The sequence below is a fragment of the Paraburkholderia sp. J76 genome, assembly GCF_905220295.1.
GTDB lineage: Bacteria > Pseudomonadota > Gammaproteobacteria > Burkholderiales > Burkholderiaceae > Paraburkholderia.
In genome coordinates this window covers 103,654-121,183 of the sequence record NZ_CAJMZJ010000014.1, presented here as the reverse complement: position 1 = coordinate 121,183, position 17,530 = coordinate 103,654, and the positions used below count along the sequence as shown (strand labels likewise).

General features: G+C 64.7%; 14 protein-coding genes and 2 tRNA genes. 4 read left to right on the top strand and 12 right to left on the bottom strand.

The genetic code is table 11. The features are described from left to right. Positions 1-260: 260 nt before the first annotated feature. The 3 genes from rpiA to rnr form a co-directional block, all read right to left on the bottom strand. Entirely contained in the window at positions 261-956 is a 696-nt protein-coding gene (gene rpiA / locus U5768_RS24590; RefSeq protein WP_322032993.1) for a ribose-5-phosphate isomerase RpiA, read from the bottom strand. 95 nt (positions 957-1,051) lie between these two features. Continuing rightward, positions 1,052-1,795: a 23S rRNA (guanosine(2251)-2'-O)-methyltransferase RlmB gene (gene rlmB / locus U5768_RS24585; protein ID WP_322032992.1), complete on the bottom strand. Its 744-nt coding sequence runs from the start codon at positions 1,793-1,795 to the stop codon at positions 1,052-1,054. Between the two features lie 217 nt (positions 1,796-2,012). Then, complete coding sequence (gene rnr, locus U5768_RS24580; RefSeq protein WP_322032991.1) at positions 2,013-4,478, bottom strand: ribonuclease R; 2,466 nt, start codon at positions 4,476-4,478, stop codon at positions 2,013-2,015. Positions 4,479-4,805: 327 nt separating this feature from the next. On the opposite strand from rnr, the gene U5768_RS24575 reads away from it, so the two are divergent. From U5768_RS24575 to U5768_RS24565, 3 genes are all read left to right on the top strand, one after another. Then, positions 4,806-4,892, top strand: a tRNA-Leu gene (locus U5768_RS24575). A 175-nt stretch (positions 4,893-5,067) separates the two neighbouring features. After that, positions 5,068-5,154 (top strand) — tRNA-Leu (locus U5768_RS24570). A gap of 216 nt (positions 5,155-5,370) precedes the next feature. Further along, entirely contained in the window at positions 5,371-5,673 is a 303-nt protein-coding gene (locus U5768_RS24565) for a hypothetical protein (protein ID WP_322032990.1), read from the top strand. A gap of 48 nt (positions 5,674-5,721) precedes the next feature. On the opposite strand, the gene oxlT is transcribed toward U5768_RS24565, so the two are convergent. The 8 genes from oxlT to U5768_RS24525 form a co-directional block, all read right to left on the bottom strand. Next, on the bottom strand, positions 5,722-7,047 hold the full coding sequence (gene oxlT / locus U5768_RS24560; protein WP_322032989.1) for an oxalate/formate MFS antiporter: 1,326 nt from the start codon (positions 7,045-7,047) through the stop codon (positions 5,722-5,724). Between the two features lie 63 nt (positions 7,048-7,110). Next, a complete protein-coding gene (locus U5768_RS24555; protein ID WP_322032988.1) occupies positions 7,111-8,505 on the bottom strand; it encodes an NAD(P)(+) transhydrogenase (Re/Si-specific) subunit beta in 1,395 nt (464 codons plus the stop codon). A gap of 9 nt (positions 8,506-8,514) precedes the next feature. Continuing rightward, on the bottom strand, positions 8,515-10,083 hold the full coding sequence (locus U5768_RS24550) for a Re/Si-specific NAD(P)(+) transhydrogenase subunit alpha (RefSeq protein WP_322032987.1): 1,569 nt from the start codon (positions 10,081-10,083) through the stop codon (positions 8,515-8,517). A gap of 161 nt (positions 10,084-10,244) precedes the next feature. Continuing rightward, complete coding sequence (locus tag U5768_RS24545) at positions 10,245-10,502, bottom strand: hypothetical protein (protein ID WP_322032986.1); 258 nt, start codon at positions 10,500-10,502, stop codon at positions 10,245-10,247. A gap of 25 nt (positions 10,503-10,527) precedes the next feature. After that, positions 10,528-10,956, bottom strand: coding sequence for a PAS domain-containing protein (locus U5768_RS24540; RefSeq protein ID WP_322032985.1), 429 nt, complete (start codon positions 10,954-10,956; stop codon positions 10,528-10,530). A gap of 147 nt (positions 10,957-11,103) precedes the next feature. After that, complete coding sequence (gene frc / locus U5768_RS24535) at positions 11,104-12,354, bottom strand: formyl-CoA transferase (RefSeq protein WP_322032984.1); 1,251 nt, start codon at positions 12,352-12,354, stop codon at positions 11,104-11,106. 36 nt (positions 12,355-12,390) lie between these two features. Then, positions 12,391-14,139, bottom strand: coding sequence for an oxalyl-CoA decarboxylase (gene oxc / locus U5768_RS24530; protein WP_322032983.1), 1,749 nt, complete (start codon positions 14,137-14,139; stop codon positions 12,391-12,393). Positions 14,140-14,354: 215 nt separating this feature from the next. Next, the gene (locus U5768_RS24525) at positions 14,355-15,074 is read right to left on the bottom strand and encodes a GntR family transcriptional regulator (protein ID WP_322032982.1); all 720 of its coding nucleotides are present in this window, start codon (positions 15,072-15,074) and stop codon (positions 14,355-14,357) included. Positions 15,075-15,325: 251 nt separating this feature from the next. Between U5768_RS24525 and U5768_RS24520 the strand changes: the two genes are divergently transcribed. Beyond that, entirely contained in the window at positions 15,326-15,688 is a 363-nt protein-coding gene (locus U5768_RS24520) for a hypothetical protein (RefSeq protein WP_322032981.1), read from the top strand. Positions 15,689-15,799: 111 nt separating this feature from the next. On the opposite strand, the gene U5768_RS24515 is transcribed toward U5768_RS24520, so the two are convergent. Then, positions 15,800-17,512, bottom strand: coding sequence for a long-chain fatty acid--CoA ligase (locus tag U5768_RS24515; protein ID WP_322032980.1), 1,713 nt, complete (start codon positions 17,510-17,512; stop codon positions 15,800-15,802). Positions 17,513-17,530 lie beyond the last annotated feature (18 nt).

Here is a 17,530-nt window from a genome sequence, read left to right as displayed (position 1 = left end):
TGTGTGCGGTTCTCAACGTAGCGATTAGCGCGGGCCCTGAATCCAGGGAATGTCTTTCAAAAGTCATTGAATGTCCGAATTGAAGCATCAGATGGATGCGCGGACAACGAGATAGGGAAAATCGCTTTTTTTAATAATTAATCGCGATGTTCGGTTCGGCGGGCCACGCAGGGGCGCTGGAGAAAAGAGCGGCAACGTACAGGCAAAAGCAGGCGAAAGCAGGCAAAAGCCTGTTACACGTGCCGCTCGCGCGAGAGCGCTCAGGCCTTGCGGTAATCGACTCGCTCGACGCCGCTTTCACCGCCTAGCAGGCAGAAGTCCGCACCGCGCGCGGCGAACAGACCCACCGTCACCACGCCCGGCCATGCGTTGACATGCGCCTCGAGCGTGCGCGGATCGCTGATGCGCAGCCCTTTCACGTCGAGGATCTCGTTGCCGTTGTCGGTGATAAAGGGCGAACCGTCCTTTTGCACGCGCAACACCGGCACGCCGCCGAGCGCCGTCACGCGGCGGCCAATGGCCGTACGCGCCATCGGCACGACCTCGATGGGCAGCGGGAACTGGCCGAGCACTTCGACGCGCTTGCTCGCGTCGGCGATGCAGACGAACACGTCCGACACGGAAGCGACGATCTTCTCGCGCGTGAGCGCGCCGCCGCCGCCCTTGATCATGGCGCCCGAGCCGTCGATCTCGTCGGCGCCGTCCACGTACACGGGCAGCGATTCGATTTCGTTGAGGTCGAAAATCCTGAAGCCGTGCGCTTCGAGGCGCGCAGTGGTCGCGACCGAGCTTGACACGGCGCCGCGGTAGCGGTCCTTGCTGGCCGCGAGCGCGTCGATGAAGCAGTTGGCGGTGGAGCCCGTACCGACGCCGATTACGGCGCCTTCCGGCACGTTCGCATTGACATAGTCGGCGGCAGCCTGGCCGACCAGTTGCTTGAGTTCGTCTTGAGTCATGGGAGTACAGCCCGAGGAGGAGAAAAACGCGGAATACGCCTAGTTTACCGGAGATGCGGGCACGGGCTGCCCGCATCTCGCAGGAACGAGTCCGCTTAGCGTGCAGCCGCGCGCTGGCGCACCGCTTCGAACAGGCACACGCCCGACGCCACGGAAACGTTCAGGCTCTCGACCGTGCCCGCCATCGGAATCTGCATGACTTCGTCGCAGGTTTCGCGCGTGAGGCGGCGCATGCCCTCGCCTTCGGCGCCCAGCACGAGCGCGACGGGGCCATCGAGCTTCGTCTCGTAGAGGCCCGCGCTCGCGTCGCCGGCAGTACCGACCACCCACACGCCCGCTTCCTTCAGCTCGCGCAGCGCACGCGCGAGATTCGTCACGGTGATGTAGGGCACGGTGTCCGCGGCGCCGCTCGCTACCTTCGCGGCCGTGGCGTTCAGACCCACGGCGCGGTCGCGCGGCGCGATCACCGCGTGCGCGCCGGCCGCGTCGGCCACGCGCAGGCACGCGCCGAGATTGTGCGGATCGGTCACGCCGTCGAGCACGAGCAACAGCGGCGAGCCCTGGATGCCGTCGAGCAGCTCCGCGAGGTTTTGCGCGAGCGCCAGATCGTGCACGCGGGCCACGACGCCCTGGTGGCGCTCCGTGTGCGCGAGACCCCAGAGGCGCGTTTCATCGGCTGCGATCACGCGCACGCCCGCTTCCTTCGCGGTGTGCAGGAAATCCTGCATGCGGCGGTCGCGGCGCGTCGGATCGTAATAGACGTCCTCGACCGTGGACGCGTCGTGCCGCATGCGTGCGGTCACCGCGTGAAACCCGTAAAGAACCTTGAGACGTGACATAGCTGAGACAACCCCTGATGAACGTTTTGCGGCGCAGACACCGCGCCGCCGAAAACGATGGTCGGCCGGCCGCGTCGGGCGGTCGGCCTATGCAAGCCGCGCGCCCTCGCGGCAAAAAACCGGACGCGGCATGCAAGTGAAAAAACCGGGCACGCGCACGGCGGCGCGGCCCGGATAAGTAACGGCTGCGGAGCGCGCGTCGCGCCCCGCATGGCGCTCAGCGCTTCTTGCGCGGCGCCTGCTTCTTGGGCGCCTGCTTCACAGCCGGGCGCTTCTTCGCGGTCTTGGCGGCGCCGCGCGCCGCGCGCGCTTCCTTCACCGCTACGCTTTGCGCCGGCGCGGGCTTTTTCTGGCGCGCCATGTCGCCGCCCGGCAACCCGCGCACGCGCGGACCGCCTTCCATGCCGCCCTTGTCGACGGGCATCGGCCGGTTGCCGCCCGGCTTCACGGGCGTATCGCGCACGAGGCGGAAGTCGATCTTGCGCGCGTCGAGATCCACGCGGCTCACCTGCACGCGCACGCGGTCCGACAGGCGATAGCGAATGCCGGTGCGCTCGCCGCGCAGTTCGTTCTTGATCTCGTCGTACTGGAAGTAATCCGAGCCGAGTTCCGTCACGTGCACGAGCCCTTCGATGAAGAGCGCGTCGAGCTGCACGAAAATGCCGAACGACGTCACGCCGCTCACCATCCCGCCGTACTCTTCGCCGAGCTTGTCGCGCATGAAGTAGCACTTGAGCCAGGCTTCGACGTCGCGCGAGGCTTCGTCGGCGCGCCGCTCGTTCGCCGAGCAATGCAGGCCCAGTTCTTCCCAGATCGCCGTGTTGCCGCCGCGATTGCGGCGCGGGCCGCGCTTCTCTTCGTCCTCGGCCTGCATGGCGCGCGCGCGCGGCGAGAGCGCCGTGTTCAACTCGACGCCCTCGGGCGCGGCCGGCTGGTACTTCTTGCCCTGCAGGATCGCGTAGATCGCGCGGTGCGTGAGCAGATCGGGATAACGGCGGATCGGACTCGTGAAGTGCGCGTAAGCCTCGTAGGCAAGACCGAAGTGACCGATGTTGTCCGGGCTGTACACGGCCTGCTGCATCGAGCGCAGGAGCATGGTCTGGAGCATCTGCGCGTCGGGCCGGTCGCGGATATGCGCCATCAACGCGGCGTAATCGCTCGCATGAGGCGTGTCGCCGCCGCCGAGCGAAAGACCCATGCCGCGCAGGAAGGTGCGCAGGTTTTCGAGTTTTTCGGCGGTCGGCCCCGCGTGCACGCGGTACAGGCCCGGGTGCTTGTGGCGCTTCATGAAGTCGGCCGCGCACACGTTGGCCGCGAGCATGCACTCCTCGATCAGCTTGTGCGCATCGTTGCGCTGGCGCGGCACGATCTGCTCGATCTTGCCCTGCGCATTGCAGACGATATACGTCTCGGTCGTATCGAAATCGATTGCACCGCGCTTCTGGCGCGCGGCGAACAGCGACTTGTACACGCCATAGAGATTCTGCAGTTGCGGCAGCAGCGCCGCGCGGCGCGTGGCCTCGGGGCCCTTGGTGTTGGTGAGCACCGCCGCGACCTCGGTATACGTGAGCCGCGCCGCCGAGTGCATTACACCCGGATAGAACTGGTACGCCTTGATCTCGCCGCGCGCGGTAATCACCATGTCGCACACGAGCACGCAGCGGTCCACATGCGGATTGAGCGAACACAGGCCGTTCGAGAGCTTCTCGGGCAGCATCGGGATCACGCGGCGCGGGAAGTACACCGACGTGCTGCGCTCGATGGCGTCCACGTCGAGCCCGCTGCCGGGCAGCACGTAGTGCGAAACATCGGCGATGGCGACGATCAGGCGGAAGCCCTCGCCCTTGCCGACCTGCATCGGCTCGCAATAGACGGCGTCGTCGAAGTCGCGCGCGTCTTCGCCGTCGATGGTGACGAGCGGCACGTCGCGCAAGTCCACGCGATAGCGAATGTCCGTGGGGCGCACGCCGTCGGGCAGCTTCGCGGCTTCGTCGAGCGCGGGCTTGCTGAACTCGTGCGGCACGCCGTACTTGCGCACGGCGATCTCGATCTCCATGCCCGGATCGTCGATATCACCCAGCACTTCCATCACCCGGCCGAGCGGCTGCGAGTGGCGGCTGGGGAAATCGGTCAGCTCGACCACCACGACCTGGCCGACCTTCGCCTTCTTGGGATTCTGCGTGACGAGAATGTCGTGGCCGATGCGCTTGTCTTCGGGCGCGACGATCAGCGCGCCGTTCTCGTTGAGCAGGCGCCCGATCACGCTGCGGTTCGCGCGGTCGGTGACTTCGACGATATGGCCTTCCGGGCGTCCGCGCCGGTCATAGCCGACGATGCGCGCGAGCACGCGGTCGTTGTGCATGACCTTTTGCATTTCGCCTTGCGGCAGGAACAGATCGTCCTGGCCGTCGTCGCGCACGAGGAAGCCGTAGCCGTCGCGATGCCCCTGCACGCGCCCGGCAACGAAATTCGAAGGATGAGCGAGCTGGTAGTGGCCGCGCGAGTCGAGCCGGATCTGCCCGTCGCGCTCCATGGCGGCGAGGCGCCTGAAGAACCCTTCGCGCTCCTGGCGCTTGATGGCGAGCGCCTCGGCGATATCGTTCGCGGTGCATGGCGAGTCGCTGGTCCGCAGCACGCCGAGAATCTCTTCGCGGCTGGGAATCGGGTACGGATATTTGCTCAAGGGCTTGTCGATGGTTGTTCTCGTTGCGTGGACGTCGGATTTCGCGCGGCCCGAACCTGCGATACGAATGAATGTGCAATACGTGCGGGCGGCGCCTGAACCCCGTACTTTTGCCGGCGGAACTTCTGCGAGGCATTCTAACATCCGCATCGCACCCTACGAGCCGTAGGAGCGGCCTCGCGGCGCTATCGGACGGCCGCTCGCGGGCCTGGCCGCGCCCGCATCGCCGCGCTTTATCGCCCCTCACAAAACCGCTTGACAGCCGTTCTGGGCCCGCTATAATTTCGGTCTTTGCTGCTCGACACGTTGAGCAGCAAACGACACCTTGCCCAGGTGGCGGAATTGGTAGACGCACCAGGTTCAGGTCCTGGCGGTGGCAACACTGTGGAGGTTCGAGTCCTCTCTTGGGCACCAGATTCAAAAGGCCGGCTTTATGCCGGCCTTTTTTCATTTCGGGGCCGCGGCGAGCACAACTCCCCTGCTATCGCACGAACCGCAGCAGCCTCGTTCCCGAGATGAAGTTTTTTTGAAAAGAACTATTGACAGTCACGCTTGATCGCGCAATAATTTCGTTCTAGCTTGAAGACGTGCCCAGGTGGCGGAATTGGTAGACGCACCAGGTTCAGGTCCTGGCGGTGGCAACACTGTGGAGGTTCGAGTCCTCTCTTGGGCACCACGTCTCCTCAAGCAGAATCAGCAGCACACAGGATTCATCGAAAAAGCCCGCAAATTTGCGGGCTTTTTTGTTTTCGCGGCGGCATTCCCCTCTCGTACAAGCCGCCGACGGGGCCGCCGCTTTGGTCGCTTCGCATCGCGCAATCCGTCATATGCGTTATATTTCACGGTATACATTGATGTTGCACCGTGAATCAAGCCGATCAAGGAACGCCGAATGGAATTCGTTGCCGTCGCAGCGATCGTCGCCGTGAGCTTTGGCGCCGCCGCGACCTGGCTGCTCGCAACCCGGCCCGAGCACTGGCTCGACAAGAGCGCCAGCAATGGCCGTTACGCGCATCTCGGGCTGCAAAACGGGCAGGATGCCGAACCGGACCCGCGACGCGACCAGGCCCGCGTCGATGCGCGCCGCGTACGGCGCGCACGCGTGCGCGCGAGACTACAAGGCGCGGCACGCGTGATGCGGGCGTTGCGCCCCGCAGCCGCGCGCCACGGTCACGACCGCCCCGCCCGCCCGTAACGCGCGAACACGCGCGTCAACCGCCCCTCGCACGCCCATCAAACGCGCTCACTTGGACGCACCGACCGGCGAAGGCGCGAATGCCGGATCGGCCATCCTCGCCTCCTCGCCCGACTGGAAGATCCAGCGCCGGCGCATGGGCTGCAGGATCACCTTCGCGCTCACGCCCGCCATCATCGCGACACAGGCCACCAGATCGAACACCATGTTCCAGCCGCCGTGGATCGCGAGCAGCGTCGCGACAGGCACGAGCATCGCCGCGGTCCCCTTCGCGGTGTATAGCGTGCCTGCATTGCCGGCCGCGTATTTCGCGCCGAACGTGTCGGCGCAGGTCGCGGGGAAGTTCGAAAAGATGTCGCCGTAAAACAGGAACACGAGTCCCGAGAACAGCACGAAGAGATACGGGTCATGCCCGAACGCGCGCAAGCCCAGCAGCGCGAGCCCTTCGCCGAGAAACGTGATGAACATCGTATTCTCGCGGCCAATGCGATCCGAGATCAGCCCGCACAGCGGCCGCGTGAAGCCGTTGCACAGATTGTTGATCGACAACGTCATCGTGAGCAGCGGCAGCGTCGCCGCAGCGAGCGTGACCGGCATCGAGGCGAAGCCATAGCTCTTCGCGATGGGGCCGATCTGCGCCGTCGCGATGATTCCGCCGGCGGCCACGCACACGAACATCGCGTACATCACCCAGAATACGGGCGCGCGAACCATCTGCCTCGTCGTGTAGTCGGTTTTCGTCGCCACGATGCGCTTCATGCCCGCGGCATGCGCCGGCGGCTTCGGCCGCACCATCACGAGCGCGAGCGCCATGATGCAGGCGCCCTGAAGGAGTCCGAAGAATACGAACGCGCGCTCATAGCCCGACTGCTGGATCATGTTCGAGATGGGGATGACCGTGAGCGCCGCGCCCGCGCCGAAGCCGGCCGCCGTCATGCCGGCGGCGAGGCCGCGCCGGTCGGGAAACCATTTAAGCGCCGTGCCCACGCATGTTCCGTACACACAGCCCGCGCCAATGCCCGAGATAACTGCGGCGGCGTAAAGTACCGGCAACGCGGGCGCCCAGGCGTCGAGCACCCAGCCGAGCGCCACGCAGCACGCCCCGCCCATCACTACGGGGCGCGGCCCGAAGCGGTCCACCAGCCAGCCCTCCACGGGCACGAGCCAGGTTTCCGTCACGATGAAAATGGAGAAAGCGAGCTGGATCGCAGCCTGCCCCCAGTGATGCCGCGCGTCCATCGGTACGACGAACAGCGTCCACGCGTACTGCAGATTCGCGACGAGCCCCATGCAAAGAATGCCCGCCACGAGCTGCACCCAGCGGTTGTGCCACCAGGCCGTGTAGCCGCCTTCGATACGATCGGTGTGTGCCAAGTTGTCTGTCTCCGGTCCGTTATGTTTGTCCGCGGGGTTTCCCGCGGCGCCTGACGTCAACCGTCAAGCGGCTTCGAGTTGCCGAAGCAATGCATCGACGCTGCCCTTCGCATCGCCAAACAGCATTCGTGTGTTGTCCTTATAAAAAAGCGGATTGTCCACGCCCGCGTAACCCGTCGCCATGCTGCGCTTGGAAACGACCACGGTGCGTGCCTTCCACACCTCCAGCACCGGCATGCCGGCGATCGGGCTGCCCGCGTCCTCCTGCGCACCCGGATTGACGATATCGTTCGCGCCGATCACGAGCACGACGTCGGTACTCGTGAAGTCCTCGTTGATCTCGTCCATTTCGAGCACGATGTCGTACGGCACCTTCGCTTCCGCGAGCAGCACGTTCATATGGCCCGGCAAGCGGCCCGCCACGGGGTGAATGCCGAAGCGCACGCGTATGCCCAACGCGCGCAAGCGCCGCGTGATCTCGCTGATCGTGCCCTGCGCCTGCGCGACGGCCATGCCGTAGCCCGGCACGATCACGACTTCCTGTGCGTCGCGCAGCAGCGAGCCCACTTCGTCCACGGTCGTCGCGACGACTTCGCCTTCCGGCGTCGCGCTCGCCGTGGCGCTCACCGCGCCGAAGCCGCCGAGAATTACCGAAACGAAGCTACGATTCATCGCGCGGCACATGATGTAGCTGAGAATCGCACCGCTCGAACCCACGAGCGCGCCCGTCGTCACGAGCAGATCGTTGTCGAGCATGAAGCCCGTTGCCGCCGCGGCCCAGCCCGAATAGCTGTTGAGCATCGAGACCACCACGGGCATGTCCGCTCCGCCGATCGCCATCACGAGGTGCACGCCAAGCGCCGCCGCCAGCACGCACATCACGATGAGCGCATAGAGCGCGTCGCCGCCATCGGGAGCGCTGACGAACCGATAACCGAGCGCGATGCACGCGCCCAGCACGACCGCGTTGAGCAGATGCCGCGCGGGCAGCACGAGCGGCTTGCCGCTCACCGTGCCCTGCAGCTTCAGGAACGCGACGATCGAGCCGCTGAACGTGACCGTGCCGATAAAGGCGCCGACGTAGATCTCGGTGTCGTGAATCGCGCGCTCGACCCCGCTCATCGCGCCCTGGGGCGAGAGAAAGTTCGCGAAGGCGATGAGCGTGGCCGCGAGACCGACGAAGCTGTGCAGCACCGCGACGAGCTGCGGCATCTGCGTCATCTCCACGCGGCGCGCGAGCACCGCGCCGAGCCCGCCGCCCACCAGCGCCGCGACGAGCGCGATTTGCAGACCCGCGCCGCCCGTGACGAGCAGAGTGGCGAGCACGGCGATCACCATGCCGGTCACGCCATACAGGTTGCCGCGCCGCGCACTCGCGGGATGACTCAGCCCTCGCAGGCTGAGAATGAAGAGCGTCGCCGCGCCGAGCCACGCCATGTTGCCGATTCCGTTTAGCATGACGTCTCCTCAGGTCCGTTGGAACATCTTCAACATGCGCTGGGTGACGAGAAAGCCGCCCGCGATGTTGATGGTCGCGACGACGAGCGCAATGCCCGCCAGCACGGTGACGATCGTGCTGGCATTGCCCGGATGCAGCAATGCGCCGATCACGATGATCCCGCTGATCGCATTCGTCACGCTCATGAGCGGCGTATGCAGCGAGGGTGTGACGTTCCAGACCACCTGATAGCCGACGAACACGGCCAGCACGAACACGGTGAAGTGCGCGACGAACGCCGGCGGCGCGACCGCGCCGAGCGCGAGCAGCAGCAGCGCGGCGATAACGAGCGCCGCGAGCGATCCGACGCCATTGCGGCGCGCGGCCTGAGCGGCTTCCTCCTTCGCGTTGCCAGCCGCGGCAGCAACGGGCTTCGCCTGCGCAACGGCCTGCGGCGCTACCGAGACCTGCACCGGGGGCGGCGGCCAGCACACCTGGCCGCGCTGCATGACGGTGGTGCCGCGCTGCACGACGTCGTCCATGTCGAGTTCGAGTTCGCCGTTTTTCGCGGGCGTGAGATCGGTCAGCAGATGGCGGATGTTGGTCGCGTAAAGCTGGCTCGACTGGTTCGCCATGCGGCTTGGCAAATCCGTGTAGCCAATCACGGTCACGCCGTTCGCATTCGCGACCTCGCCCGGTCGCGTGAGTTCGCAGTTGCCGCCCTGCTCTGCGGCCATGTCGACGATCACGCTGCCCGCGCGCATGCACGCCACTGTCTTCGCATCGATGAGACGCGGCGCAGGCTTGCCCGGAATGAGCGCCGTCGTGATGATGATGTCAACCTCGCGCGCCTGCGCCTCGAACAGCGCCATTTCCGCTTCGATGAACTTCGCGCTCATCTGTTTGGCGTAACCGCCCGAGCCGTCGCCCTCCTCCTCGATGTCGACGCTCAGGAACTCCGCGCCCATGCTCTGCACCTGCTGGCCGACTTCGGGACGCGTATCGAACGCGCGCACGATCGCGCCAAGACCGCGCGCGGCGCCGATCGCCGCGAGCCCGGCCACGCCCGCGCCGATCACGAGCACCTTGGCGGGCGGCATCTTGCCCGCCGCCGTGATCTGCCCTGTAAACACGCGCCCGAAATGCTGGGCCGCTTCGACGACCGCGCGATAGCCGGCCATGTTCGCCATCGAACTCAACGCGTCGAGCTTTTGCGCGCGCGAGATGCGCGGCACGCAATCCATCGCCAGCACCGTTACCTCGCGCGCCGCCAGTTGCTCGAGCAGCGCCGCGTTTTGCGCGGGCCAGATGAAGCCGATCAGCGTCGCGCCGGGCTTGAGGCGCTGCACTTCCTCGCTCGAAGGCGGGCGCACCTTGATGACGATATCCGCGCCGCTCACGAGCGCGCGCGCATCGTCCACGACGCGCGCGCCTGCGGCGCGATACGCGTCGTCCGGGTAGGACGCGTTGATGCCCGCCGCCGTTTCGACCTCCACGGCGTAACCGAGTTTGATTAGTTGTGCCACACTTTCGGGCGTCGCCGCTACGCGTCGTTCGCCTTCATGTGTCTCGCGGGGAACCGCAATCGTCATCGCCATGATGCGCCTCCGTCCTTCACAAAAGAGAGCGCTGCGGCGCGAACATGCGGAATCGGCGGCGCGCCAATACCTCTGGCGCGCCGAAAGCGTAGCCACGACTTCATGAAACGTCTCCTGAGTTTGGAATTCTTTATGTGCCGCGGCTCGATGAGGGCTGTGCCCTATGACACGCCCATGCTGGGCGGATTGCCGCTCTTGAGAAAAGCGAGCGCCGCCTCGCGCGCACCGGCGATGGCGGCGGCTTCGCTTTCGAATACGGTTTCGTCGACGACCCATTGACGCGGCAAAACGGCGGCCGCCGGTTCGTCGGCAGCGGCCTCGACCGCGTGGATCGCGGCGAACGCGGCCCAGCCGCCGTTGTGGATCATTTGACGGGCCGACAGTTCGACCTCGAAGTGTCCAAGTCTTTCGGTGTGCATCGAAAAGCTCCCGATGAGTTCAGGATTACTGGGCCTGTGCTTCGAGTTCGGTGACGCGCTTCCTGAGCGCGCGCTCCTCCTGGAAGCGCGCCGTCTCGTCGCGGATCACGGCGACGATGCCGTCGAGTTCGCCCTGCGGCGAGTACAGCAACGCCACGGTGAAGGCGATGGAAAGCGCCTTGCCCGCCTTGTCCACGGCCGGCACGCGCAGCACGTCGTTGCCATAGCGCGTCTGGCCGGTCGCCATCGTCTTGTGATAGCCCTCCCAGTGGCGTCCGCGCAGCCGCTCGGGAATGATCAGGTCGAGCGTCTTGCCGAGCGCTTCTTCCCGCGTATAGCCGAACATGCGCTCGGCCGCCGGATTCCAGAATGTGATGTCGCCGGCTGCGTCGGAGATGACGATGGCGTCCCCAATGGCGTTTGCGAGCTGCTCGAAATCGATGGCGGATTGCATGGCGATGACTATGTGGGGTGAGTCGTTTTTCGTCGTCGCGCGGCACGCATTGCCCATGCCGCGCGGCGTCCTGCCTGCCAGTCTGGTATTGCGCGAGCGCGGCGTGGGCCGCGCCCGCTTACTACGTACTGCTAGCGGCTCACGAACTCAAACGGCGCGCGTTTCATGCAGCGCCGCGATCTGCTGCGGCGTGTAGCCGAGGTCGGCCAGCACCTGGTCGGTGTGCTCGCCGAGCAGCGGCGAACCCGTGATCTCCGGCTTCAGATCCGAGAACTTGATCGGGCTGCCCACCGTGAGGTACGTGCCGCGCTCCTTGTGCGGCACTTCGACGATAGTACCGCTAGCGCGCAGCGAAGGGTCTTCAGCAATTTCCTTCATGCTGAGCACCGGCGCGCACGGAATATCGAACTTGCGCAGAATGTCGACCGCTTCGTACTTGGTCTTGTCGGCGAGCCACGCTTCGATCGTCGCGAAGATGTCGAAGATATGCGGCTGGCGCGCCTGTGCCGTGTTGTAGTTCGGGTCGTTGATCCATTCGGGTTTGCCCAGCGCGCGGCAGATCGGCTCCCACGCATGACCCTGCACCGTGAAGTAGATATACGCGTTCGGGTCCGTCTCCCAGCCCTTGCACTTGAGCACCCAGCCCGGCTGGCCGCCGCCGCCCGCGTTGCCGCCGCGCGGCACGACGTCGCTGAACGTGCCGTGCGGGTACTGCGGATATTCCTCGAGATACCCCACGCGATCCAGACGCTGCTGGTCGCGCAGCTTCACGCGGCACAGGTTGATCACGCTGTCCTGCATCGATACGGCCACCTTCTGGCCCTTGCCCGTTTTGTCGCGGCCGATCAGCGCCGTGAGAATGCCGATGGCGAGGTGCATGCCCGTGTTGCTGTCGCCCAGCGCCGCCGCGCTGACCGTGGGGGGGCCGTCCCAGAAGCCCGTGGTCGAAGCCGCGCCGCCCGCGCACTGCGCGACGTTCTCATAAACCTTGAGGTCGTCGTAGTGGTGGCCTTCGCTGAAGCCCTTCACCGAAGCGACGATCATCTTCGGATTCAGTTCCTTGATGCGCTCCCACGTGAAGCCCATGCGGTCGAGCGCGCCGGGGCCGAAGTTTTCGACCATCACGTCCGACTCGCGAATCAGCTTTTCCAGCACTTCCTTGCCTTCGGGCTTCTTCGTGTCGAGCGTGAGCGAGCGCTTGTTGCTGTTGAGCATGGTGAAGTACAGCGCATCGGCTTCGGGAATATCTCGCAGTTGCGAGCGCGTCACGTCACCGGCGCCCGGGCGCTCCACCTTGATCACGTCCGCGCCGAACCACGCGAGCATCTGCGTGCAGGCGGGGCCGGCCTGTACGTGCGTGAAGTCGATGATCTTGATACCTTCGAGGGGCTTGCTCATTTGTCGTATCTCCTGGTCTACCTGATCTATAGGGGCTTATTTCTTCATGGCCGCGCTTTGCGGATTCAGATTCGTGAGACGGCCGCTTTCGGTCCCGGCCGATTCGTCGATGACTGCGTTGATCAACGTGGGCTTGCCCGACGCAATCGCTTCGAGCAGCGCGCTCGTGAGTTCTTCGGGCGTGGTCGCCTGATGGCCGACGCCGCCGAAGGCCTCGATCATCTTGTCGTAGCGCGCGTTCTTCACGAACACCGTGGGCGCGACGTCGCAGCCGCCGTTCGGGTTCACATCCGTGCCGCGATACACGCCGTTGTTGTTGAACACGATGGTGCACACAGGCAGGTTGTAGCGGCAGATCGTTTCGAGTTCCATGCCGGAGAAGCCGAACGCGCTGTCGCCCTCGATCGCCACGACCTGCGTGCCGCTCGTCACCGCCGCGCCGATGGCGAAGCCCATGCCGATGCCCATGATCCCCCACGTGCCCGAGTCGAAGCGCTTGCGCGGCTGGTACATGTCGATGATGCTGCGGGCGTAGTCGAGCGTGTTCGCGCCTTCGTTGACCACGTTGATATCGGGGCGCGTCTTGAGCACGTCGCGAATCGCCCGCAGGGCACTGTGAAAGTTCATCGGCGACGGATTCTTCGCGAGCGTCGCGGCCATCTTCTCCAGGTTCTTGTTCTTGCGATCGGCTACGGCGTCGAGCCATTCCGCCGGCGGCTTCGGGAAATCATTGCCGAGTCCGGCGACGAGTGCTTCCACGCATGAACCGATGTCGCCGATCACGGGCGCTTCGATGGCGACGTTGCTGTCGATTTCCGTGGGAGCGATGTCGATCTGCACGAACTTTTTCGGGCCGGCGGCCGCGCCCCAGGTCTTGCCCTTGCCATGCGCGAGCAGCCAGTTCAGGCGCGCGCCGACCAGCACGACGGCGTCCGACTCGGCCAGCACGAACGAGCGCGCGGCCGATGCCGACTGCTCGTGCGTATCGGGCAAAAGCCCCTTGGCCATCGACATCGGCAGATACGGAATGCCGCTCTTTTCCACCAGCTCGCGGATCTGCGCGTCGGCCTGGGCGTAAGCGGCGCCCTTGCCGAGCAGGATCAGGGGACGCTTCGCATTCCTGAGCACATCGATGGCGCGCGCCACCGCGTCGGGCGCGGGAATCTGGCGCGGCGCCGCATCCACGACCTTGATGAGCGACTGCTGGCCCTTCACAGCGTCGATGGTCTGCGCGAGCAGCTTGGCCGGAAGGTCGAGGTACACGCCGCCGGGACGGCCCGACACCGCGGCGCGAATCGCACGCGCCACGCCCACGCCGATGTCCTCCGCGTGCAGAACACGAAACGCAGCCTTGGCATAAGGCTTCGCGGCGTTGAGCTGGTCCATCTCTTCGTAGTCGCCCTGTTGCAGGTCGACGATTTCGCGCTCGCTCGAACCGCTGATGAGGATCATCGGGAAGCAGTTCGTGGTCGCGTTGGCGAGCGCGGTCAGGCCGTTCAGGAAACCCGGCGCGGAAACCGTCAGGCAGATACCCGGCTTCTTCGTCATGTAGCCCGCCACCGCCGCGGCGTTGCCGGCGTTCTGCTCATGCCGGAAGCCGATGAAGCGCATGCCCTCGGCTTGCGCGAGACGGGCGAGGTCGGTAATCGGAATACCGACGAGACCGAAGATCGTGTCGATATCGTTGAGTTTCAGCGCGTCGATGACGAGATGAAAACCGTCGGTCGTTTGCTGCGCTTGCGGCACAGGGTTCTGCTGTGCCTCGTTGATGCCTGCTTCTGCCATGACGTCTCCTCTTTGGCGGGGCGTAGTGTGATTCGTGATATACAATATTCCACACACAATATTAGTCAAGACGTTTTTCTACCCATCTCGACAAATCTCTTCAACCGGTCCAAACGTCCCAACGAATTTGATACGGACTCCATACTTTCCTTTCAGCATCGCGGCGCCCATTCAGCCCGAAAACGCATCGATACGTTCTGCTTATGCGCCCCGCCTCAGTCGAGGAAGTCGCAATTCGCCTCTACGAACAGGGCGAGTTCAATCGAATGCTGCCGCACGAGCTGCTCGACGCGTTCGGTGTCGCGCGCCTCGAGCGCCTCGATAATGCGCATGTGCTCCACGATCGAGCGCGACGCGCGATCGCTCTGCGCGATCGTCATGCGCCGGATTGCGCGCACATGCATGAAAATGTTCTTGATGGTGTCGACGATGATGGGCGACTTCGACAGCTCCACCAGCGACTGGTGAAACATGATGTTCGCTTCGGAGTACTCTTCAATATGCTCCGAGGGCGTCGAATCGCCGAAAGTCGCGAACATGCGCCGCAGGCCCGCGATATCTTCGTCCGAAGCGCGCTGCGTGGCGAGGCGCGCGGCGATGCTTTCGAGCGCGGCCCACATATAGATCATCTCGACGATCTCCTTGCGCGTCTTGCGCAAGATGTAAACGCCGCGTCGCGGCACCGTGCGCAGAAAGCCCTCCTGCTCCAGCAGCGTCATCGCTTCGCGCACCGGCGTTCGGCTCACGCCCAGTTTCTCCGTCAATTCCTTTTCGTCTAGCCGGATCTCGTCTCGCGAGCGGTAGATGTCGGTTTCGGCAATGGCCTGCTTGAGCTTCGCGTAAGCCTGATCGCGCAGCGAAGCGGTCGCGTTGATCGGCTCCAGCGTCAAGGTCACCGGGGCCATTGCGGTGACGAGTTCTCTTTCGGCGGACATCGGTCGCTTGTCTCCAACGTTCTGTTTAGCCGGCGCTTCTGCGTAATTTCATATTTCCAATACAATATATCAGCAACTCGCTCATAGCTAAGCGGGGTTTACGCCTAAGCGGCGCCGGCTCTTCGTGCGATTTACGGGCTTACCCTCGGACCATACATTTTCGTTTATGTTTTTCTAAAAAAACTTTAACTATCGTTTATTCATTGGCGCTCCTACTCTTGCATCACGCCACTCGACATGAGGAGACAGCCATGAGCCACCTGGACACCCGCCACGATCGACAACTGGAAGCGCAGCTCTGCGCATTCAATACGGCATTCGCCGAACTGGGCCTGCGCTTTCGCTGGGATGCGCGCACGCTCTACTCGCTCGCAGCGATCGGTGGCGAGCATGCGCGCGTCGCCGCCTACATCGAGACGAATCACCCGCATCTGCTGAAGGCGTACAGCATGGAGTTTCTGTGCGAGGCGATTCTCGCGCGCAAGAACGCGCAGGCGCCGGGCGAATGGCCGCTGACCGTGCCCGCTGCGCGCAGTTCACAGGAATGGGGGATGGGCGCCGCCCTGGAGCAGGACTGGCGCGAAGGCGGTTTGCCCGCGCTCGCAGGCGCGTGAGGCGCGCGCACGAAAGCGCGAGCCGATAAAGACGAAACCCCGTCTGGACTGGCGCGCGCTAACGCGCTATCCAGACGGGTTCGATAGGAAAGGAAAGCGAAGGAGAACGAATCACGCGTTGCGGCGAGTCTCGGCCTCTTCTTCCTGCAGCATGCGCCACAGAATCTTGCCGCTGCCCGACTTCGGCAGCGCATCGACGAGCTGCACGATGCGCGGCGCTTTGTAGGCAGCCATGTTGTCGTGCGCCCACGCGATGATGTCGTCTTCGTTCACGCTGCCGACATGGCTCGGATCGAGTACGACGACCGCCTTCACGGTCTCGCCGCGGCGCGCGTCCTGCGCGCCGATGATGCACACCTCCTTGATGGCCGGGTGCCGGTACATCAGCGCTTCGACCTCGGCCGGCCAGACCTTGTAGCCCGAGGCGTTGATCATGCGTTTGAGGCGATCGGTCATGAAGTAATAGCCTTCCTCGTCGCGCCGCACGAGATCGCCCGTGCGCAGGAAGCGCTTGCCGTCGCGTTCGATGAACGCTTCGCCCGTCGCCTTGGGGTTGCGCCAGTAGCCCTGCATCACCTGCGGCGCATGCATGATCAGTTCGCCCGAAACGCCGGGCGGGACTTCTTCCAGCGTGATCGGATCGACCACGCGCGAGTCGACATCGAACACCGGAATGCCGAGACACTGCGGTTTGGGACGCTGCGGCGGATTGATATGGGTGCCCGCCATCGTCTCCGACATGCCGTAGCCCTCGACAAAATCGAGCCCGGTCAGATCCTTGAGCTTCTTCACCACCGCGTCGGGCATGGTCGCGCCGCCGCCGCGCATCCAGGCGAGGCTGGACAGGTCGTACTCATGAATGCGCGGGTTCGAGATGAAGTCCACCACCATCGTCGAGATCGCCTGCCAGCCGTTGATGCGATAGTGCTCGATCGCACGCGCCGCGGCGTCGCGATCCCAGCGCGGCAGCAGCACGACGGTCGAGCCGTTGTAGACCGGACTGTTCATGCCGCCCTGCATGCCGGTGACGTGAAAGAGCGGCAACACGGAAAGTTGTACGGCGTCCTGATTGCTGCCGAACCAGTTGCACCCGCCCACGGCCGTCGCCATGACGCTGCGGTGCGTGTGCATGCAGCCTTTGGGCTTGCCCGTGGTGCCCGAGGTGTACGGCATCACGCAGAGGTCGTCGGGGCCGGCCGTTAGCGCGCCGGGCACGCAGCGCGCCTCCAGCACGTCGGTCCAGTGAGCCACGCCCGGGCCACTCACAGAGCGCGGCGCGCTCACGAATTCCGGCGGCGGCGAAAACGGCTCGCACTTCAGATAGTCGCTATAGGTTGCAACGAGCAGATGCTGGAGGCCCTCGCCCTCGCCTTCCTGGACAAGCGGCGCAATACGCGGGTAGAGATCCTGCGCGACGAAAGCCGTTGTCGCACCGCTGTCTTCCACGTAATGCGCGAGTTCCTCGGTGAGGTTCATCGGATTGACGGGCACGACAACGGCGTTCGCACGCAGGATGCCGTAGTAAGCGATGACCCACTGCGGGCTGTTCTGCATGTACAGCAGCACGCGGTCGCCGGCTTTCACGCCGCACTCCTGTTGCAGATAGCCCGCCACGCGCTCGGCCTCGTCCTTGAACTGCGCGAACGTCACGGGCGTGTCGTAGAAGACGATGAACGGCTTGTCGGGATACCGCGCCGCCGAAACCTCGGCGTTATAGAAGAGGTTCGTTTGCGGAATGCTCAGATGCGGCGAAAGTTGCGCGGGCCAATATGGCGATGATGAAGACCGCGAATTCGCGGGAAGCGTCGGGGCGGACGTGGACATGGCGGGCTCCGTCGGGCA